We start from the raw sequence: 20,288 nt of genomic DNA, 5'->3' as shown, positions 1-20,288 counted from the left end.
CCCTAGGTTCGTGCGAGCGTGGATAAAGTTTGGTCAATATTCAGCGACAACGACTCACACAAACCTAGGGGTTCGCGCTACGTCGCTCGTTCTCGGCAGCCATTTCTAAAATACGAATGTTCCGAAAATAAACCTGCGTGTGATGATCCTGCAGCACGATTCGCCCACGCGGCCGCTGGCCCCAGGTGCTGTTGCGAAAGTAGCTTTTGGCGAGCAGCGTCTTGAGTTCCTCGCTGCCGAACTCTGCCGTCACAACCTTCACACCGTTGAGCCAATGCTCCGTGCGATTGCCCTGGACGACGATCATTCCCTGATTGAATTCGTCAGCTGCAACCAGTTTGTGATCTTGCGGCGCGATGAGGTCATACAGCGAGCCGGTGGAATGCTGATCGATCTTGTCGCCGTCGGTGAAGCACTGATACTCCGGCCCGAACGCGTAGGTCTTACCCTTCTCTTCCTGCACGCGATACTTCACGCCGCTGTTTCCCTTCTTCCCAGGAAACCGCCACTCAAAGGCCAGCTGGAAGTTTTCGTACTCGTCGACGGTCGTCAGATCGCTGGCCAGTTTGCGATCGCCCAGACACTTCAAACAGCCGTCCTCGATCTTCCAACCGGCGGGAAACTCTTCGCTCCCCAAGCCGCGCCAACCCTTCGGCGTCACGCCATCAAAGAGCAGCTTCCAACCCGCAGCCTGTTCATCGGCGGAGAGCTTGGCCGGTTCCGCGGCAACAGATAGCGCCGGGCGCAACAGCGCCATCGGCAGCAGGGCAAAGAAGAAGGCAAGCGTTCTCATCAAAGAGTCATCGCAGGAGAGTGCGGACCAAGGCGGGTCCTTCAGTTAACTCCCTGCGAGCGCGAGATGCAAGTTACTTTTCGGCGAGGACAGCCGTCGCGGATGTCGCGGGCTCTACGGGCAACGAGTCAGCGACCTGCAACATCTCTGCTTCATATTGCCCGGCCAGATGCATGATGGAACCAGGCGCGACACCAGCGAGCACCACCAGAGCGCCGCACAATGTGGCGGCCACCAATGCACCCATGCCGCCGCCGGCGGGAACTGGCTCGGTCGACGACTGGAAGAACATCACGCTGACGAGCCGCAGATAATACGCGGCAGCAATCGCGGCGTTTAGGGCACCGATAATGAGCAGGGCCAGGAAGGCGAACCGCACATTCGGATCGACATTGCCGAGCGAGATTTCGAGAGCGCTCATGAACAGGCCAAACTTCCCCCAGAAACCCGCGAGGGGCGGCAAGCCAGCCATCGAGAACATGCAGACAGCAATGACCGCGGCGGCCAGCGGCTGCGATTTGCCGAGGCCGGCGAGTTCGTTGATCGATTGAATCTCACGCCGCTGCGAGCCGAGATAGGCGAGCGCGGTGAAAGTGCCGAGCGAAGCCAGCGAATAAACGACGACGTAAAAGACCATCGCCGTGACACCACCAGTGGCTTTCAATTCAGGAATGGCAACCGCACCGGTCGCCGCGGCCAAGCCGAGTAACAAGTAACCGCCGTGGGCGATCGCCGAGTAGGCCATCAGCCGGCGAATGTTCTTCTGCCAGAGAGCGCAGACATTACCGATGGTCATCGTCACGATGGCGAGGACGAGGGCCAACTGCCAGGCAAAGTCGGCCGAGATCGGCAGAGCGATGACCACCAGGCGAATGATACCCACCACGCCGGCAATCTTCGGCGCGACGGCCAGCAAACCTGCGTTGGCTGCGGTCGTGCCTTGATAAACATCAGGAGCATAAAAGTGGAACGGCGCTGCCGTGAGCTTGAAGCCAAGACCGGCCAGGATCAGCACGAGTGCCACCGGAGCCAAGGCAAGCAGCGCCCGAGTCGCCGTCGTCGGCGTGCTGTAAGAAACGTTCGGAGCTAACTTGAATGCCACCACTTTCTGAACAGGCTCGACCGTCGTTACAAACTGATCCTCGACAGTTACCTTACCGCTGACTTTTGCTTCGGCGGCATTTTCGGCAGCGTTCTTCAGCAGCACCTCGCGAATGCCGGGCGCTTTCGCCGTGCCTTGAATCGTCGTCGTACCGGCCATGCCGAACAAAAACGCCAAGCCGAAGAGGAGCAGCGCCGACGACATGATGCTGAGGAAGAAATACTTCATCGTCGCTTCGCTCGTTGCGCGATCGCGACGGCCGATGAAGAGCAGCACGTAGGTGGGAATCGAAATCAATTCGAAACCGAGGAACAGCAGCACCAGTTCGTTCGCGCCGGCCACGAGCATGAGGCCGACGACGATCAACATCAGCGAGCCGAGATACTCGGTGGCCAGCAACTTGTCGGTCGATTGAGAAGCGACCAGCGTGTAAGCAATGCCGAGCACAATCGCCAGCAACCGCAAGCAAGTGCTCATGCCGCTGCTGCTGATCGGGCCGCTGAAGACTTGTGCTTCGGTGCCGGTGTAAACGCGGCAGAGAATCCAGCCGAAGGCAACCACATACGATACGAGGGCGACGAGCGACCAGGCTTCGCGCTGACGAACGAACGCGCCGCCGACAAACAACAGCGTGGCGATGGCGAGCAGCAGAATTTCCGGACCGAGGAGGCCCAGGGTACTAGTTTCAACGTACACGGGCGATTTTCTCCGTCGTGTTCTGCTCTGTTTTCAGCTCGGCCCGCGGCTCCACCGCTTGATACGGCTGGTTCACGCGCTCGGCAGCCAACTTGTAAGCTTGCTCGATGGCCGGAGCCATCGGCTTCAGAAAGTGCTGCGGCGCCAGACCAATCCAAACCGCCAGAATCACGAGCGGCGCGAGGGCGGCGATTTCCCGCCAGTTCATATCTTCGATGTGATGATGCGCCGCTTCTTCCGGCTCCTTCAGCGGGCCGAAGAAGACGCGGCGAACCAGATAAAGCATGTACCACGCGCCCAGAGCGACGCTGCTGACAGACAACACCGAGATCACCATCCACTGCGTCTTCATCACGGCAGGCGCCTGAGCAAAGGCCCGCTGGAACATACCGCAGAGAATCATGATTTCGCCGGCAAAGCCATTCAGCGCCGGCACACCGATGCTGCTGAACGTAAAGAAGACCATGAAGAAGCCGATCCACGGCGTGCGATAAGCGAGGCCGCTCAGATCGGCAATCTGCCGCGTGTGATACCGCTCGTACACCATGCCGACCAGAGCGAAGAGTGCACCTGTGCTGATGCCGTGATTCACCATCTGCAGCACGCTCCCTTGCACGCCGAGCGGATTCAAAGCGAACAGCCCGAGCATACACACACCCAAGTGGCTGACCGACGAATAAGCAATCAACCGCTTGATATCGGCCTGGGCGAGCGCGACCAGCGCGCCGTAAATAATGCCTGCCACCGACAGCCAAAGCAGATACGGCATCGCCACGACGGTGGCATCGGGGAGCAATGGAATGCTGAACCGCAAAAAGCCGTAGACGCCGATCTTGAGCAAGATGCCCGCGAGGATCACCGAGCCTGCCGTCGGCGCTTGCACGTGGGCCAGCGGCAACCAGGTGTGCAGTGGGAACAGCGGCACCTTGATCGCGAAGCCGGCAAACAAGGCAATGAAGATCGTCAGCTGCCAGACCAGCGGCAGAGGCTGAGCTTGCAGGCGTTGCACGAGGTTGGCGATTTCGAAATCGAGGACTTTGCTGGCCCCGGTTTGATGCTGGTAATCCCACATCACGATCGCCAGCAAACCGAGAAACGTCAGCATGCTTCCCGCGAGCGTGAACAAGAAGAACTTGATCGCCGCGTACCGCCGATCTTCGCTCCCCCAAATACCAATCAGGAAAAAGAGCGGAATGAGCGTGAATTCGAAGAAGATATAAAACAGCAACAAGTCGCGCGAAGTGAATACCCCGAGGCAACCAAACTCCAGCAACAGCAGCATGCCGTAGAACAGTGCTTCGCGCTCTTTGATCGCTTCCCAGCTGACGAGTACCGCAGTAACCATCAGCACTGACGACAAACCGAACATCCACACGCCGAGGCCATCAAGGGCCACGCTGAACTTCACATCGATCGAGCCGATCGACGGCGCGAGCCAGGCATAATCGACGCCAGCGATGCCACCTGCCGCGGCAGCGGCGGGATTCTTCTCGGCTTCGCTCACGTAGCCGGTGCAGACGTTGATCACCACTAGCATGGTCAGCAGCGTGATGCCCAGCGCGGTATAGCGCACGGCGTTGCGGCCGAGCGGCTGCACCACCCACATCAGCGCAGCTCCAAGCAGCGGCAGGAAGATTGCAATCAGCAGCTGTGTACTCAGCGTATCCATGACACCTTATCCTGCCCAAAGCATGCGGGCAGCGAGCAAAATCACCACGCCCAAGACCATCGCGGCTGCGTAAAACTGCACGAGCCCCATCTGCAGTGCCCGCATCAGCCCGCCGAACTCGCGCGGAATCCAGCCGACCACATTGACCAGGCCGTCGATGATCCAGCGATCGACCCAATACAAAACTTGAGCGAGCACTTTCAACGGCCACACGATCATGCCGTAGAACAACTCGTCGAAGTAAAACTTGTTTTGCGACAAGCGATAGGGCGAAATGAATTGGAACATCAGGAGCGGCAACGCCAGCACCATCGACACGATGCCCAGCACCAAGCCAAGGAACGACACTACGAACCCGAGGCCAACGCTCCGCAACCAGCGAACCGGCCCGCCGATCCACCAGACGCGTTCGAGCTGCAGCACCCACTGCGGATCGGTGAAGCGTTCGACACCACGGAGTTCAAAAAACCCGCGGAGATAATCGACTTCCCTGCGCGAACCCAAATACAGATACAGCGCGAGCATGATGCCTGCGCCCGCGACCACGGTGCTGATGGCAGCGACGCTCAAGTGAAATTCCGGATGGGCCGGCCGTGTGGCAGCGACCAAACCCGTCGCCAGCGACGGCGTGGTGCCAATGTAGTTGGCCAGCAAATTCGTCGACGCACCATTCTGCAACCACACCGCCCCAATGAGCACGGCGGCAAAGGCCAGCACGATGAGCGGCCCCGTCATCATGGGCGGCGATTCATGGGCGTGATGACCGGCCTGCGGCGGGATTTTCTCCTCGCCATAGAACGTCATAAAGAACGCGCGGAACGTGTAGAACGCCGTCAAAAAGGCCGTGAAGATCGCGGAGTAGTAGAGCACGTTGTAAATCGTCGCGAACCGCGCAAGCTGCTCATGGCTCAGGGCAGCCAGCGGTGCGTTAACCGGCTTCTGATCGCTGTGGCTCTCCATGGGATGATGTTCACCCGCATGCGGATGGGCCATGTGCTCGAGCTCATGCACCTTGTCGTGCACGGCGCCGAGGATCGAATCCTTGCTCCAGAAACCAGCAAACGGCACGATACCCGCGAGGGCCAAGCACCCGCACAAAAACGTCCAGTGCGTGTAAGGCATCAGCTTTCGCAAGCCGCTGAATTGACGCATGTCGATGATGTGACCCATCGCATGCATCACGCTACCAGCGCCGAGGAACAACAACGCCTTGAAGAACGCGTGCGTGAACAAGTGGAACATGCCCGCCGTAATACCGGAGAACGTGCCCACGCCCAGCGCGAGAAACATGAAACCCAGCTGGCTGACCGTCGAGTAAGCGAGGACTCGCTTGAGGTCGAATTGCGTGAGCGCGATCAAGCCGGCAATGAGCGCGGTCAACGCACCGATGCACGAGACCACCAGTTGCGCCGTCGGCGACATCATGAACAGCGGCGTGCAGCGAGTCACCATATACACGCCGGCCGTAACCATCGTCGCCGCGTGGATGAGCGCGCTAACGGGAGTCGGACCTTCCATCGCGTCCGGCAACCACACATGCAACGGGAACTGAGCACTCTTGCCGCAAGCACCCACGAGCAACAACAAGCAAATCGCCGTGGCGATGCCACCGCCCACGTACAAGGCGTCCTTCAAACGGATCTGACCAAGCACGCCGCGGACGAGCGATTTGTCGGCAACCGCAGTCGGGCCGAACGTATCGATCAGTTCCCGTTCCGACATTGCAGTGGCTGCGGCAATCTTTTCCGGATCGGTCGTGCCGTCGCGCAGGCTATCGTGATAGTTCACCGTGCCGTACGTAATCCAAATCAAGAAGATGCCGAGGGCAAAACCAAAGTCGCCGATGCGATTGACCAGGAACGCCTTCATGCCGGCTGCGGCTGCTTCGGGCTTTTGATACCAAAAGCCGATGAGCAGATAGCTGCAGACACCGACCGCTTCCCAGAACACAAACAGCAGAATGAAATTGCTGACCGAAACCAGCATCGTCATCGAAAACACGAACAAACCGACAAACGCAAAGAACCGCCAATAGCCGCGGTCGCCATGCATGTAGCCAGCGCCGAAGATCGCCACCAGCGCGGCCACAAACGTGACCATCGAGAGCATCATGCTGGTTAAACCGTCGGCCCGCAGCGTGACATCGATGCGGAAGTCTTTCCAACCGGCATCGCTGGGGGCTTTCACCGCAGCATCGGCAGGAGCTGATTCCGTCGGAGCAGTCGGCTTCAGATCGTAAGCATTCGTGACCGTCGCCCAGTTCCAGAGCGTGACGACTTTTTCAAAGCCTTCGGGATGCTTTGGTTGTTCCAGTTGAATCTGCTGCAGCAACAGCAGGCTGCAGAGAAACGAACCGCCGATCGCGGCAATGACAGGCCAATGGCTGTTCTCGCGGAGCACGCGGGCGCCGAACAATCCGATCAGGATCGCAGCGGCCAGCGGCAGCGCGGGGATGAGCAGAAGGCAGAGTGTGATCGTGTCCATGCGTTACACCCGGCTCCGATGCGTTTGTTCGTCTTCGTTCGGCAGGGGCTCGCGGCCGGCGGGAGTGAGCGTGGGCCAAACCTGATCTTCGGCCCGTTCTTCGGGCACTTGTTGATCGATAAAAGCGGGCTGACCTTCTTCGCGCAGGTCTTGCCACACGAGGGAATCGAGATTGCCGGTCCGCTGCGCGAGCATCAGGATCAGGGCCATCGCAATGCCCGCTTCGCAGGCGGCGACCGTGATCATAAAGATCACCAGCGTCTGGCCATCCCAGGCCGTCGGGTTGCCGAGACTGCCGTGAAAGCGGCCAAAGGCCACGAGGCACACGGCCACGCCTTGCAGCATCATTTCGGCACAGAGAAACATGACGATCATGTTCCGCCGCACGAGAAAGCCGATCAGCCCTATCGCAAACAGCAGGCTGCCGACAATCAAATAGTTGTAGAGGAGACTTACTTCGTTCATGGGTTGGCTCCCTGCGCTGTATTCCCAGAGCTCAGGGCTTCTTCAACGCGGTCGCGCTGTTTGCCTTGAATGGCGATCGCCACGGCGCCGACGAGGGCGGCGAGCAACAACGTGCCGGCGACTTCAATGCTGATCAAGTGACGCGAGAACAAGTAACCGCCCAAGCGGGCCATGTGCTGCGAGTTCAGCACGTCGTTCGTTTCTTTTGGCAAGGCCGGAGGTGCTTCGGCCTGATCAGATTTCTTCAGCGCGGCCGCAGCCAGCGCTTCGCGAGCATTGATATCCCGCCCAGCCGCAACGGCCTGTTGCTTCAAACCACCCAGCAACATCGTGAGCATGGCCACGATTGCGGCGGCCGTGAGGACCGACATGGTCCGCGGAAACCAACCCCAGCTGATGCGATCGTAAGCAGCGTGCCCTTCGGGTTGAGCGAGCATGAGGACGAACAGAAATGTCACCACGATGGCGCCGGCGTAAACGACGATCGTCGCCACCGCTAGAAACTGCGCGCCTTGTTGAAAAAACAATCCCGATGTGCCGAGGAGCGACATTGCAAACCAGAGGGCCGAGTAAACCGGGCTCTGCGCCGTAATGCAGCCGATGGCTGAAATCAGCGTGATGGCAGCCATCAGCCAGAAGACGCCTTGCGCGGCGGGATTCGACAGCCAAGGAAGATCGGCGCCGAGCAAACCGAGCGCGATAATCAGCAGCAAACCGCCGAGCGTTTTGCCGAAGCGCGACTTCGGTGCTTCGACGGGTGGAGCACTCGAGCCGAGCATTGTGGCAAAGGCGGTGAGCGAGCGAATGCCCATCATCATCCACAACCCGATGCAGCCGAGGAACAAACCCCAGGACGTCGGGCACTTCACAATTTCGGCGAGCGTCAGCGATTCGGTCGCAGCTAGTAAGAAGGAACTCATGTGGCGGTTCCTCCCAGCGCCGGCGATTTCATCGGCTCTTTGTCCTTCGTCGCGTCATAGACGCTGAGGAGCTTTTCCTTGTCAAACATCATTTCTTCCCGGCTGCGACCGGTCAGGTTGTACAGGCTGGTGAGTTCCACCGCATCGACCGGGCAGGCTTCTTCGCACATGCCGCAGTAAATGCACCGCAGCTCGTCGATGACAAAGCTCTGCGGGTATTTCTCGCGATCCGGCCAAGGGCTTTCGGCCGCGATGATGTCGATGCAGTGAGCTGGGCATGCCGTCGCACAGAGGAAGCAGGCGACGCACTTCACGCGGCCTTGCTCATCTTTGTTGAGGCGATGCACGCCGCGATAGATGAGCGGGTTGCCGATCTTGGGTTCTTCGTCGGGATAGCTGACCGTGACCACGCCGCCGCCGAGCGACTTCGCCATGTGCTTGAACGTCGTCGTCAGCCCTTGGACGAACAGCGGTAGATAGAGCATCCCCGCCAAACCCAGCTTGGGCTCTTCGATCCACGTGATGTTCGGGTCGTCGGGTTTCATTGTTTATTGCAGATGTCAGATTTCGAGTTTTTGCTGCGAGTACGCAGATTGCAGATTCGATTTAGATCTGGGCGTCGACTTCGGCGAGGGACAGATCGCGGCGCGGGCGGTTGTCGGTCACGAGTGGGTTGCTAAGGGCCATGCACAACCAACCGGCGACGAGCACGATCCAGCCGACGGCGATGGCGATGACTTTGCCGTTCAGTGTTTCGGGCTTGGTGAACTCTTGCACGACGGCGACGGCGACCAAATTCAAAATGCCGAGCGGCAGCATGATCTTCCAAGCGAGCGACATCAGCTGATCGAAGCGGAACCGCGGCCAGCTCCAGCGGACGAGCATGAAGAACACAATCACGCCGAAGATCTTGGCTTGCAACACGCCAATGCGCAGAGCAGCCGTGAACCACGTGATCTTTTCGTTATCGAGATCCCCCGTGATAAACGGCAAGTGCCAGCCGCCGAGGAACAACTGCACGATGAGGAACGACGCCGCGATCATGTGCAGGAACTCAGCCACCAGGAACAGCAGCAGCTTCATGCCGGCATATTCGGTGTGATAACCGCCGATCAGTTCCTGTTCGGCTTCGGGCAAGTCGAACGGCAAACGCGAGGCTTCGGCAAAGGCGGCGATCAAAAACACAATGAAGCCCAGCGGCTGCAGAATGCCATACCAACCTTGCACGGCCTGAGCCTTGGTAATCGTATCGATATCGAGTGAACCAGCCGCGAGGACCACGCCGAGAATGCCGAGGCTCAGCGGCAGTTCATACGCGATGAGTTGGGCGCTGCTGCGGAGGCCACCGAGGAAGCTGTACTTGTTGTTGCTCGACCAGCCGCCCAGGATCACGCCATAAACGGCAATGCTGCTGAGCGCGAAGATCAAAATCAGGCCGACGTCGATTCCCGGCGCGGCGATCATCTCGACGTTGTGGCCGCTATCGACCACACCAACCTGAGGAACGCCGACCTTGAAGTGCGGAATCAGGCTCCCCATCGGGATAACGACGAACGTCGTGAGTGCCGCCGTCAGGATCACGACCGGCGCGATCGCATAGAGCGCGTGGTTGACGTGAGCCGGCGTGTAGTTCTCTTTCAAGATGAACTTGATGCCGTCAGCCAGCGGTTGACCGAGGCCGAACAGGCGGACCTTCGTGCCGGGAATGCCGACGCGGTTCGGGCCGATGCGGTCCTGCACCCAAGCGGCCATACGGCGCTCGAGGAGCACGAAGTACGCAGCCGCCGTCATCATCCCGCCGAGGATGATGGCGATTTTGATTCCGGTTTCGAGAAGGAGTTGCGTCATCCTAGGTCGCTGCTCCTGCCAATTGCTGCCCTGCGGCAGCCAGTTGATTCACTTTCAAATCGACACCCACCTCGGGAATGTCGCCCATCGCCGCCGAGAAATAACCAATCTCGCGCGAGACATCGGCCAGCACTTGCTTGGCGCGGAACAATCCGCTGCCGCCGGTCAGCTGCCAGAAGAGTTGTCCTTCGACCTTCACGCCCGCCGGAGCGCGAATGGCCCAGCGGAACGACTGCAGCCGATCTTGATAATTGACGTACGAACCTTCGCGCTCGGCGAATGTGCCGCCGGGCAATTGGAAGGTCGCGGCATTCCACAGTGGCGAAGCAAAGCAGTCGTGTACGACGAGCGTCTTCACGCCGGCGAGCTTCGCGGCATCGGCATCGGTGTGCCAGGCGCTCTTATAACCGCCGCTGATCCACACGCCGCCGAGCGACGCGGCCTGGTCGTTCAAAAAGTCTTCCCAGCTGATCAACTTGCCAGCGAAGTACGCAGCGACCGCTTCCACGCCACGGCGGTTCGGGCATTTTTCGCTGTGAATGACGAAGCCGTTCTTGAATTTCTCGTCCTTGCCTTCGACGGGAATCGGCCCCATCGCGACAACGGCATTCGGATCGAGACCGCGCACATACTTCGCGAGGAGGTACGCTTCTTCGACAGTCAAATGCGGCGACAGAACAACGCCGAGCTTGCCCGCAGCCTTCAGCGACTTATCGAGTTCGGCAGGGAGCAGATGCCAATCGAGATTTGAGTAATCGCCGTTGCTGCTAGTCGTCGACTTGCGACGAAGTTCCAGCAAGCGGTTCGGATCGTGAACGTGTTTCCAGTCGTACCGACCTTCGTCGCACATCCACCAGGTGTTGATGTGCGGATTCTCGCGCGGCTTGAGACGATAGACGTGATCTTGATTCTCTTCGACCTTGATCGAGCAACCAGTGCTGCAACCGGCGCACACGTTGTCGTGGCTCTTCATGAACCAGACGCGTTGCTTGTAAAGGAAATCCTTATCGCCGAGCGCGCCGACGGGGCAGAGGTCGCAAACGTTGCCCGATAGCTTATTCTCGAGCGGGAAATGAATCTCGCCGTTCTCGTAACGGAAGACGTCGATCTCTTCGTGAGCGCCGCGGTTGATCACCATCAATTCGCTGGTACCGCTGATCTCGCGGGTGAATCGCACGCAGCGGGTGCACATCACGCAACGATCGACAAACAGCGTGACCGTGTCGCCCAGATCGCGACGGCGACTCGTGAAAGGTTGAATGTCGGCGCGACGCGATTCGCGGCCGTGTTCGAAGTGATAATCCTGCAACGAGCATTCGCCCGCTTTGTCGCAGATGGGGCAATCGACCGGATGGCGGAGGAGCAAATCCTCTTCGACCATCGCGCGGGCATCGATCACCTTTTGGCTGTTGGTGACGAAGACCGTGCCGTCCTTGGCCGGCGTTTGGCAGGCAGGAACGAGCCGCGGCTGCATCGCGATCTTGCCGGTCGCGGCATCTTTTTGTCCGCATTCGACGAGGCACATGCGGCAACTGGCAACGACAGACAGGCCCGGATGCCAGCAGTAATGCGGCACTTCCGCGCCGACCCGCCGAGCGACCTGAATGCCGTTCAGCCGCTCGTTCGCGCCGATCTCGACTTCTTTTCCATCAACAATGACGACTGGCATAAGTTCTTTTGATTAATGAATGCTCAGCAACTGCAACGCCCGCACCGGCTCGGTGTTCGCCCAGCCGTCGGGGTTCGTGCGCTTGATGTATTCTTCCAGTTCTCCGCGATACTTCTTGAGCGTGTTCTTGAGCGGCCAGGCGGCGCCGTCGGCCAGACCGCAGATCGTCGTCCCCGGCATGATGCCGATCGTGTCGCCGATTTCGGCAAGCAGGTCGAGATCCTTCAAACGGCCCTTTCCGGCCTTGATGCGGGTCAGCAGCTTCGTCGCCCAGCTGGTTCCTTCGCGGCACGGCGTGCATTGGCCACAGCTCTCGTGCGAGAAGAAGCGGGCGCTGTTCATCAGGTAATCGACCATCTGCACGGTCTCGTCCATAACGACGACTGCTGCCGTGCCGAGACCGAGGCAGCCGAATTTGCCGGGGCCGTTGAAATCGAGCGGGCAGTGGAACTCATCCGCCTTGAGGATGCCCATGCTAATACCGCCCGGAATGCAAGCCTTGGCTTTGCGACCCTTCCAAATGCCGCCGCCATATTTTTCGATCAGGTCGGTCACCGTGATGCCCAGCGGCGCTTCGTAGCAGCCGGGCTTGTTGATGTGACCGCTGAGGCAATACAGCTTCGGGCCGTAGCTGCCGGCATCGCGCGGGTTGTTCGGATCGGGCGGCACACCGATCGATTTGAACCAATCGACGCCGCGATCGAAAATGTGCTTCACGCAGGCCGCAGTCTCGACGTTGTTCACGACGGTCGGCTTGCGGAACGCGCCTTCGACGGCGGGGAAGGGTGGTTTGATCCGCGGCCAGGCCCGTTTCCCTTCGAGGCTTTCGATCAGGCCGGTTTCCTCGCCGCAGATGTAAGCGCCGGCCCCGCGATGCAGGAAGATATCGAGCGAATAGTCGCTGCCGAAAATGTTCTTGCCGAGATAGCCTGCCGCGTAGCATTCCTTGATCGCATTTAGCGTCCGCTTGTAAGCCAGCGGATATTCGCAGCGCATGAAGTAGTACGCGGTTTTGCAATTCGTCGCGTAGCAGCTGATCATCATCCCTTCGAGAACCTGGTGCGGATCGTCTTCCATCAGCACGCGGTTGTTGAAGGTGCCCGGTTCGCTCTCGTCGGCGTTGAGGCAAAAATAAATTGGGCCGGGATGATTTTGCGGCAGGAACGTCCACTTCAGACCAGTCGGAAAACCCGCGCCGCCGCGGCCACGAAGACCGCTGGCCTTCACCGTTTCGGCGACGTCTTTGGGCGCGATCTTGCCGAGGACTTTGCGCACGGCTTGGTAGCCACCGGTCTCTTCATAGACACGACGGGTCCAGCTTTCGTCTTTGCCGACGTTGGCGAGCAGGACTGGTTCGAATTCGGCCATTACTTAATCCCTGCCATCAACTTGTCTGCTTGTTCTTGCGAGACGCTCTTATGCAGATCGTCGCCGGCCAGGATGCACGGGGCATGTTCGCACGCGCCGAGGCACTCGGCATATTCGAGCGAAATCCGGCCGTCCGCCGTCGTTTCGCCCGCCTTCACGTGCAGCTTGTGCTCCATGTGTTCGAGCAATTCATCGGCGCCGCGCAGAGCACAAGCGATCGAACGGCAAACCCACACGCGGCAGTTGCCGCCCGGCTTGTCTTGCTTGAAGTAGCCGTAGAACGTGAGCGTGTCTTGCACCTGCGACGGATGGAGCTCGAGGATCTGCGCGATCTCGACCACTGCCTGCCGCGGCACGCAGCGGAGCTTTTCGTTGACGATGTGCAGCGCCGGCACGGTCGCGGCTTGCTTCGACGGATAACGCGAAACAAACTCGTTGATCTCGGCGATCATTTCGTCGGTAAGGATGCGTTCTGCCATAGCTTTAACGATCGAGTTCCGCGGCGATGATGTTCAAACTGCCGAGCACGGCGACGACGTCCGAGAGCGTGTGTCCGCGAATGAGCTTCGGGAACAGCGCGAAGTGAATGTACGACGGCGGTCGGCAACGAGCCCGATAAGCCACGTCGCTCCCATCGCCGGCCACATAAAAACCGAGCTCGCCGTTCGGCGATTCGATCGCGCTGTAAATCTCTTCGTTCGGCACGACGAAACCGCGATTGAGCATCACCAGTTCGAAGTGCGTGATCGTCCCTTCGATGGTTTGATAAACCTGCGCCTTCGTCGGCAACGTCGTCCGCTCATCGACGCCCACATTGATCGGCCCAGCCGGCAGATTCTCGAGGGCCTGATGAATGATCTTCAGGCTCTCCTTCATCTCGGCAAGACGCACGTAGTACCGAGCAAAGCAATCGCCCGACTTCGCGCAGCAAACATTGAAATCGAAGTCAGCGTAAGCCAGATATGGCTCATCCTTGCGGAGGTCGCGGGTCACACCGCTGGCGCGAGCGACCGGGCCGGTCGCGCTCCAGTTGGTGGCTTCTTCCTTGGTGAGCACGCCCACGCCTTTGGTACGGTCGACGTAGATGCGATTGCGATTCAGCAACGCTTCCATATCGCGGAGCGTATCGGGAAACGTCTTCAGGAACTTGCGGATCTTTTCGATCACGAGCGGCGTGAAGTCCTGCGACAAGCCGCCGACGCGAGTAAAGCTCGGATGGAACCGCTGGCCACTCAGCGTTTCGAAAATGTCGTAGATGACTTCGCGCTGATAAAAGGCGTACAGAAAAAACGTGAACGCACCGGTATCGAGCCCCATGGCCCCAGTGCTGAGCAAGTGATCGCTAATGCGGGCCAACTCGGCGACGATCACGCGAATGTATTTGCAGCGATTGGTGATCTCGATGCCCAGCAGCTTTTCGACCGCACAGTGCCAGGCCACGTTATTCGCAACCGGCGAGATGTAATTCATCCGGTCGGTGATGGTGACGTATTGGTTGTAATCGAGGTGTTCGCCGAGCTTTTCGAAGCCGCTGTGCAGATAGCCGATGTCGGGCATCGCATCGACGACCCGTTCGCCGTCGAGCTTCAGCACGATGCGCAGCGTGGTGTGCGTGGCCGGATGCTGCGGGCCGAAGTTGAGCGTCCACAGGTAGTCCTGCTTGGCTGCCGTCGGGTTTTCGGTGGCGATGGACATGGGGGAAGGGGCTGGGGGCTAGGAACTAGGGGCTAGGGATGGGACTAGGCCTGATTCCTCGTGATGACTGGGAAATTATGCCGTTCGCCGCGGCCCTGCATTGGGTAATCCTTCCGCAGCGGGAACGAGGCGAACTCTTCGGGCATCAGAATGCGGCGCAGGTCGGGATGACCGACGAACTCGATGCCGAACATGTCGTACACTTCGCGCTCGAGCCAATTCGCGCCGTTCCAAAACTGGCACATCGACTCGATCTTCAGGTCGGGCTCATTCAAAAAGGCCCGCACGATCAGTCGTTCGTTGGTGATCGTGTTGGTCAGGATATAGACCAAGCCGAAGCGGTCGCTTGCGTCGCGATAGTTCAGGTAGTCGACGCAGGTCACTTCCGACAGCAGATCGAACGAGCGAGCTTCCTTCAGCATCCGCATCGTCGACACAAAATCGGCCCGCGGCACGACGACGCGCGTTTCGTTGCGAAACGTGGTCACCTGCTCCTTGCCGAAGCGGCTTTCCATCGCGGTGATTGTTTCAGGTGTGGCTGGCATCTGTTGATTCCCGATGCGAAGCATCGGAGGTAGCCCGACGCGTGAGCGAGGGGATGGGCGACTGGTGGTTGAGCTTTGATTTAAGGTGAACAAGGCTGGCGAGGTTGTGTGCAATGGTTCGTTGGTACCCGCCGCCTCCTCGCTTACGCGTCGGGCTACCTGCGTCGCTGCGCGACTTATTTCTTGAGGACTATTTTTTGAGGACAACGGACTCCGGATGGAAATACGCCGTTTGGCCGTACATGGGCAATTCTTGCAGAGCCCGCTTGGTCTCTTGAGCGGCCGCGGTTTCGAACTCAGCGCCGCCGATCGTCCCCTCCCGCTGGATCTTGTCCTGCAGGTCCATGATCGCTTGAATCAGCTGTTCGGGCCGCGGTGGGCAACCGGGGATGTACATATCGACGGGAATGAAGCGATCGATCCCCTGCACAACGGCATAGGTGTCGAACACGCCGCCGGTCGAGGCGCACGCACCCATCGAGATACACCACTTGGGTTCGTGCATCTGCTGCCAGATTCGCTGCAGAACGGGGAGCATCTTCATCGCCACCCGGCCGGCGACGATCATCAGGTCGCATTGCCGCGGGCTAAAGCGAAAGACTTCGGCGCCGAAACGGGCCAAGTCGTGCTTGCTAGCACCGGTGGCCATCAGCTCGATACCGCAGCAAGCCGTGGCAAACGGCATTGGCCACAGACTGTTCTTGCGGCACCAACTGGCCAGCTCATCGAGCTTGGTAACAACGACGTTCTCGGGCAGATCGGGCGAATGCTCTAGCGCCATTGGAAAACCCCTTTCCGCCAGGCATAAACCAAACCCACCGCCAGCAGGGCGATGAAGACCATGGCTTCGCCGAAAATCAAGCCGCGGGAAAGACTTGCGCCGGCCGCGTTCGCCGCCCGAACGGCAGAATCAAGGCCTGCATCGTTCCGGCTGGCGACAGCCCAGGGATATAAGAAGAGGAGTTCGACATCGAACACTAGGAACGCGATGGCGACCAGGTGAAAACGGACGTCAAATTTCTTGTGTGCGTCGTGAATCGGATCCATGCCGCTTTCGTACGGCATGCGTTTGACCGCGGAATTTCGCTTCGGTCCGAATAGAGAACCGGCAAACAGCATGACGAGCGCGAGGCCCGCCGCCGCGACGGCAAACAGCAAAATGGGGAGCAGTTTGAGTTCCATAACCCCAAAACTTCCAAGCGGTTGCGATGTTTCTTCTGGACTTTGTGAATCTTATCACAAGCCCCAATCCGAAGAAAACCCATCTTTCGTCTGGGTTCGCGCTTTGAACATATCGCCCGCTAGCCAAGGGGTCAATCGGGCGGAGGACCGCCTTAAGTAGGACGGACCAATGGTCCGTCTCGGAAGCGGGCACCGTGCCAAACCAGGCGCACTCGCCGCATTTGGCTGGACCAATGGTCCGGCCTGCGGATGAAATCACCCTTGCCAGTTCGGCGGCATGTCGGGTTGTTGCCAGGCGCTCATGCCGCCGTCGACGAGCAACATTTGACCGTGGACGTGTTCGGCGGCATCGGAACAAAGAAAAACTGCGGCCCCGCCGCAGACATCGCTGTGCGGCACCTGGCCGTTGGGCGTGTGCAGTTCCATCCAACGGCGGAAACGTTGGTCGCGATCGATCACGCTGGTCAGCGGCGTGCGAACCAGCCCGGGGGCGAGGCCATTCACGCGAATGTCGTGCGGCGCGAGGGCCACGCACAATGACTTGACCATGGCTTCGATGGCGCCCTTCGTCGAGTCATAGCAAGTGTGCGTCGGCTCAGCGAGTCGGCCGTTGATCGAGCCGATCATCAGCACGCGGCCGGCGACGCGGTTCTGCGTCCACCGCCAGGCGAATCGCTGCGTCAGAAAATAAACACTCGCTACGTTCAGTCGCCAGGTTTGTTCCCAGGTTTGCCAATCCATTTCCAGGAACGGCAGGTCGATGTACGTGCCGGCGTTGTTCACCAGAATGTCGAGCTTCGGCTGCACGCGAATGGCCTGGTCGAATAGTGTGTCGACGGCTTCGATCGTCGGCGCCGCGAGATCGCCGGTGACGAAGTCGACCTGCACGCCGGTTTCCTGGCAGATCTGCAGCACCTCCTCGGCATTTTCATCGCGCTGCCGACCGTGCAAAACCAGATTCGCGCCGGCCTTGGCAAACGCTTCGGCAATCGAACGGCCGACCCCTTTGGTGGAACCAGTGATGAGAGCAGAGTGGCCTTTGAGATCGATCATGGCGGAGTCCTGGCGAGCAGCGTTCTGGCGAGCAGGAACGGATGAGAGGTGACTCTAACGTAGGCGAGGCACTCCGTGACTCGCAAGCACTGAAGTCCGCAGGCTTGTCGCTTTAAAAAAAAACGAACGAACCGCATGACAAACCCGTGGCATTTGTCTGAATTCTGGCGAATTCAGCTACATCCCAGCGGCGAGCCTTACTGCCTGCAAAGCCCTTGGTGATTAAGGTAGACTCAAATCAGTTACAACCTGGCAATAGTTAAGAAAATATTTCGTGCCTGACATTTCTCAATGCATCTGGCTCTGCCTGGCCGCGGCGGTGGCGGGGGGCGTGAATGCGCTGGCTGGCGGCGGCACGTTGTTGACGTTTCCCGCGCTCATCGCGGCGATGCGAGCGCTTGGCTACGAAGAAGATCTGGCTGCCGTGCTCGCCAATGGGACGAGCACCGTCGCGCTCGCTCCAGCGTCGTTCAGCAGTGCCTGGGCATATCGCCAGGACCTGATGAAAGAGTGGAAATGGCTGAAGTTGCTGATCGGCCCGAGCATTGTCGGCGGTGTACTCGGCACGTGGTTGGTGACGAGCACCAACCCGAAATACTTCGGCGCACTGGTCCCTTGGCTGATCTTTGGCGCGTCGCTGCTGTTTGCATTACAGCCGCTGTTGACCAAAAAGAAAGCGATCGAGAAAGCGGACCTGCCGCAACCGGTGCCGGAGCATTCGCTGGGCAAGTTGATGGCCATCGTGCTGTTTCAATTTATGGTGGCCATCTACGGCGGCTACTTCGGCGCGGGGATCGGCATTCTCATGCTCTCGGCGCTGTCGCTCATCGGCTTGTCGAACATGCATGAGATGAACGCCATCAAAACGGTACTCGCCGGCTGCATTAATTGTATGTCGGTGCTGGTGTTTACTTACAAGCAGAAGATCCATTGGCCGATCGCGGCGATGATGATGGCCTCTGCGATTGCGGGAGGTTACCTGGCCGCGGCTTTTGGTCGCAAGGTGAAGCCGATTTACATTCGCTGGCTGGTGATTGTGATCGGCTTCACGCTGTCGGCGTGGTACTTCTACCAGCGATTCACGGCGAAATAGACCTATGTTCGAGCGCAAAAGTCTCCGCTGGCCGATCTCGCTCGGCGTCGTGCTGATCGTAATGGTCGTGGTGATGCTCGTCGGCTCGATCCTCACGCTGATCGTCGCCGCCCTCAACTCGCCGACGAGCGCGGCCTGGTACTGGGCTTGGCTGGCGATCGGCAGCACGCTGCTGACATTCATTTTGCTCGGCGTGGTGATGTATCTCGTCTTGTCGATCCGCGCAGTCAATCTGACGAAGCGGCAGTCGAACTTCATCGACAGTGTTACGCATGAACTGAAATCGCCGATCGCCTCGCTCAAACTCTACATCCAAACACTCAACCGCCGACAACTGCCTCCCGATGAACAAGAGGCTTTTTTCAAAGGGATGCTCGAAGACGTCGAGCGACTCGATACGCTGATCAATCACCTGCTCGATGTCGCTCGCCTGGAACGAGTCGCCAAGCCGGGCGAGGATGAAGACGTTTATATCGACGATGTGCTGCGGAGTTGCGCTCAGCAGGTTTGCCATCGGCACCAGGTGCCGCCAGAAACGGTTCGCTGCGAACTAGAACAAGCCATCGTCCGCTGCCGGCGAGTGGATCTGGAACTCGTCTTCCGCAACTTGATCGACAACGCGGTGAAATATGCCGCGACGGATCAGCCCGAAGTCGAGATCAAAATGGATCTCACGCAACCGGGGCGCGTGATCGTGCGCGTCAGCGACAATGGCAAGGGAATTCCCGCCGAACAGCGTCGCAAGATTTTTGGCCGATTTGTGCGCCTCGGCAGCGAATTAGAGAGAGACAAGCCCGGCACCGGCTTGGGACTGTATATCGTGCGGACGTTGCTCTCTCGGCTGCGCAGCCAAATTCAGGTCCGCGATCGGGCGGTGGGACAGGGAACGGAGTTTGAAGTGAATTTGCCGCGGGAAGAAGCCTAATACGTCGCTTTCCTATCCGAATTGCTTTCTATTCTGCTCTGCCTTTCGCAAGTGCAAAGAAGATTGAAAGTACAAAAGGTGTGGAATGAAGAAAACTGAGTGCCTGCGCTGCGGTTCCGAAAAGATCATGTACAACGTGCCGATGGCGGATCATGTTGGTGGCCAGATTTCGCGGCCCGCGCAAGTCGAAATTCATGGCAACCCCGCAGCTTGGTTCAACAAAGAAACCGCGGTGGGGCAGATCTCTCTGACTATCTGCGGCGAGTGTGGCTTCGCCGAGATGTACGTCAAAAACTTTCGCGAACTGTATGAGAAGTGCGTGCAGTCGCAGCCCTTACCTTAGCTCGGGAAAAAACTGACACCGAGTGGTACGGCCGCCACCGCTGCTCTCTACTGACGATCGGCCTGTTACTTCATTTGCCAGCCAGGCAAAGGAGAGCAGCGAGAAGAAAATCGAGAGTGGAGGGCGGAAAATGAAAACACCCGAATGTCTTCGCTGCGGTTCGCCAAAGCTAATGCACAACATGCCGCTGCAAGATCACTATGGTGATATGGGCAGCAAAACCCGGCCCGCCGAGGTTGCCGTGCATGGCAAGCCCGAGGCTTGGTTCTTTAAGGAAACATCGAAGGGGCAGTTATCGCTAACCGTCTGCGGCGATTGCGGCTACGCCGAACTGCACGTCAATAACTATCGCGAGTTGTACGAGAAGTATCAGCAGGCAAGAGAGCCGCGACCTTAGTTGCCTGGTGAAGCGTGCGTAAATGCCCTCAGTGCGGAGCG

General features: G+C 59.0%; 20 protein-coding genes. 4 read left to right on the top strand and 16 right to left on the bottom strand.

The window, feature by feature from the left end; all coding sequences use genetic code 11:
- Nucleotides 1-64: 64 nt before the first annotated feature.
- The 16 genes from M9Q49_RS32195 to M9Q49_RS32120 all read right to left on the bottom strand — a co-directional run bounded on the left by M9Q49_RS32195 (nucleotide 65) and on the right by M9Q49_RS32120 (nucleotide 17,489).
- The gene (locus tag M9Q49_RS32195; protein WP_254513420.1) at nucleotides 65-793 is read right to left on the bottom strand and encodes a 3-keto-disaccharide hydrolase; all 729 of its coding nucleotides are present in this window, start codon (nucleotides 791-793) and stop codon (nucleotides 65-67) included.
- 73 nt (nucleotides 794-866) lie between these two features.
- Nucleotides 867-2,591, bottom strand: a complete 1,725-nt coding sequence (locus tag M9Q49_RS32190; protein WP_254513419.1) for an NADH-quinone oxidoreductase subunit N — start codon at nucleotides 2,589-2,591, stop codon at nucleotides 867-869.
- Nucleotides 2,581-4,260 carry a complex I subunit 4 family protein gene (locus tag M9Q49_RS32185; RefSeq protein WP_254513418.1) on the bottom strand — a complete coding sequence of 560 codons (1,680 nt, stop codon included), beginning with the start codon at nucleotides 4,258-4,260 and terminating at the stop codon, nucleotides 2,581-2,583. Before M9Q49_RS32185 ends, M9Q49_RS32190 begins: the two co-directional genes overlap by 11 nt.
- A 6-nt stretch (nucleotides 4,261-4,266) precedes the next feature.
- On the bottom strand, nucleotides 4,267-6,744 hold the full coding sequence (locus M9Q49_RS35865; protein ID WP_315861217.1) for an NADH-quinone oxidoreductase subunit L: 2,478 nt from the start codon (nucleotides 6,742-6,744) through the stop codon (nucleotides 4,267-4,269).
- 3 nt (nucleotides 6,745-6,747) lie between these two features.
- Nucleotides 6,748-7,209, bottom strand: coding sequence for an NADH-quinone oxidoreductase subunit NuoK (gene nuoK, locus M9Q49_RS32175; protein ID WP_254513417.1), 462 nt, complete (start codon nucleotides 7,207-7,209; stop codon nucleotides 6,748-6,750).
- The gene (locus M9Q49_RS32170; RefSeq protein ID WP_254513416.1) at nucleotides 7,206-8,129 is read right to left on the bottom strand and encodes an NADH-quinone oxidoreductase subunit J family protein; all 924 of its coding nucleotides are present in this window, start codon (nucleotides 8,127-8,129) and stop codon (nucleotides 7,206-7,208) included. Before M9Q49_RS32170 ends, nuoK begins: the two co-directional genes overlap by 4 nt.
- Nucleotides 8,126-8,674: a NuoI/complex I 23 kDa subunit family protein gene (locus tag M9Q49_RS32165; RefSeq protein ID WP_254513415.1), complete on the bottom strand. Its 549-nt coding sequence runs from the start codon at nucleotides 8,672-8,674 to the stop codon at nucleotides 8,126-8,128. The genes M9Q49_RS32170 and M9Q49_RS32165 overlap by 4 nt, the downstream gene beginning before the upstream one ends.
- A 61-nt stretch (nucleotides 8,675-8,735) precedes the next feature.
- On the bottom strand, nucleotides 8,736-9,977 hold the full coding sequence (nuoH, locus tag M9Q49_RS32160) for an NADH-quinone oxidoreductase subunit NuoH (protein WP_254513414.1): 1,242 nt from the start codon (nucleotides 9,975-9,977) through the stop codon (nucleotides 8,736-8,738).
- A 1-nt stretch (nucleotide 9,978) separates the two neighbouring features.
- Nucleotides 9,979-11,646, bottom strand: coding sequence for a 2Fe-2S iron-sulfur cluster-binding protein (locus tag M9Q49_RS32155; protein ID WP_254513413.1), 1,668 nt, complete (start codon nucleotides 11,644-11,646; stop codon nucleotides 9,979-9,981).
- A gap of 12 nt (nucleotides 11,647-11,658) precedes the next feature.
- A complete protein-coding gene (gene nuoF / locus M9Q49_RS32150; RefSeq protein ID WP_254513412.1) occupies nucleotides 11,659-13,014 on the bottom strand; it encodes an NADH-quinone oxidoreductase subunit NuoF in 1,356 nt (451 codons plus the stop codon).
- Nucleotides 13,014-13,493 carry an NADH-quinone oxidoreductase subunit NuoE family protein gene (locus M9Q49_RS32145; protein WP_254513411.1) on the bottom strand — a complete coding sequence of 160 codons (480 nt, stop codon included), beginning with the start codon at nucleotides 13,491-13,493 and terminating at the stop codon, nucleotides 13,014-13,016. Before M9Q49_RS32145 ends, nuoF begins: the two co-directional genes overlap by 1 nt.
- A gap of 4 nt (nucleotides 13,494-13,497) precedes the next feature.
- On the bottom strand, nucleotides 13,498-14,709 hold the full coding sequence (gene nuoD, locus M9Q49_RS32140; protein WP_254513410.1) for an NADH dehydrogenase (quinone) subunit D: 1,212 nt from the start codon (nucleotides 14,707-14,709) through the stop codon (nucleotides 13,498-13,500).
- A gap of 44 nt (nucleotides 14,710-14,753) precedes the next feature.
- Nucleotides 14,754-15,254, bottom strand: a complete 501-nt coding sequence (locus tag M9Q49_RS32135) for an NADH-quinone oxidoreductase subunit C (RefSeq protein ID WP_315861216.1) — start codon at nucleotides 15,252-15,254, stop codon at nucleotides 14,754-14,756.
- Nucleotides 15,255-15,444: 190 nt separating this feature from the next.
- On the bottom strand, nucleotides 15,445-16,035 hold the full coding sequence (locus tag M9Q49_RS32130; protein WP_315861215.1) for an NADH-quinone oxidoreductase subunit B: 591 nt from the start codon (nucleotides 16,033-16,035) through the stop codon (nucleotides 15,445-15,447).
- Nucleotides 16,026-16,436: an NADH-quinone oxidoreductase subunit A gene (locus tag M9Q49_RS32125; RefSeq protein ID WP_315861214.1), complete on the bottom strand. Its 411-nt coding sequence runs from the start codon at nucleotides 16,434-16,436 to the stop codon at nucleotides 16,026-16,028. Before M9Q49_RS32125 ends, M9Q49_RS32130 begins: the two co-directional genes overlap by 10 nt.
- Before the next feature lie 255 nt (nucleotides 16,437-16,691).
- Nucleotides 16,692-17,489 (bottom strand): SDR family NAD(P)-dependent oxidoreductase, encoded by a 798-nt coding sequence (locus tag M9Q49_RS32120; protein WP_254513409.1) that lies wholly within the window; start codon nucleotides 17,487-17,489, stop codon nucleotides 16,692-16,694.
- Nucleotides 17,490-17,763: 274 nt separating this feature from the next.
- On the opposite strand from M9Q49_RS32120, the gene M9Q49_RS32115 reads away from it, so the two are divergent.
- The 4 genes from M9Q49_RS32115 (at nucleotide 17,764) to M9Q49_RS32100 (ending at nucleotide 20,247) form a co-directional block, all read left to right on the top strand.
- On the top strand, nucleotides 17,764-18,582 hold the full coding sequence (locus tag M9Q49_RS32115) for a sulfite exporter TauE/SafE family protein (protein ID WP_254513408.1): 819 nt from the start codon (nucleotides 17,764-17,766) through the stop codon (nucleotides 18,580-18,582).
- A gap of 4 nt (nucleotides 18,583-18,586) precedes the next feature.
- A complete protein-coding gene (locus M9Q49_RS32110; RefSeq protein WP_254513407.1) occupies nucleotides 18,587-19,507 on the top strand; it encodes a sensor histidine kinase in 921 nt (306 codons plus the stop codon).
- Nucleotides 19,508-19,592: 85 nt separating this feature from the next.
- Nucleotides 19,593-19,850: a hypothetical protein gene (locus M9Q49_RS32105; protein WP_254513406.1), complete on the top strand. Its 258-nt coding sequence runs from the start codon at nucleotides 19,593-19,595 to the stop codon at nucleotides 19,848-19,850.
- A gap of 130 nt (nucleotides 19,851-19,980) precedes the next feature.
- A complete protein-coding gene (locus tag M9Q49_RS32100; RefSeq protein WP_254513405.1) occupies nucleotides 19,981-20,247 on the top strand; it encodes a hypothetical protein in 267 nt (88 codons plus the stop codon).
- The last annotated feature ends 41 nt before the right edge of the window (nucleotides 20,248-20,288 follow it).

The sequence above is a fragment of the Anatilimnocola floriformis genome (genome assembly GCF_024256385.1).
Lineage (GTDB): Bacteria > Planctomycetota > Planctomycetia > Pirellulales > Pirellulaceae > Anatilimnocola > Anatilimnocola floriformis.
This window is presented reverse-complemented; position numbering and strand designations above follow the sequence as displayed.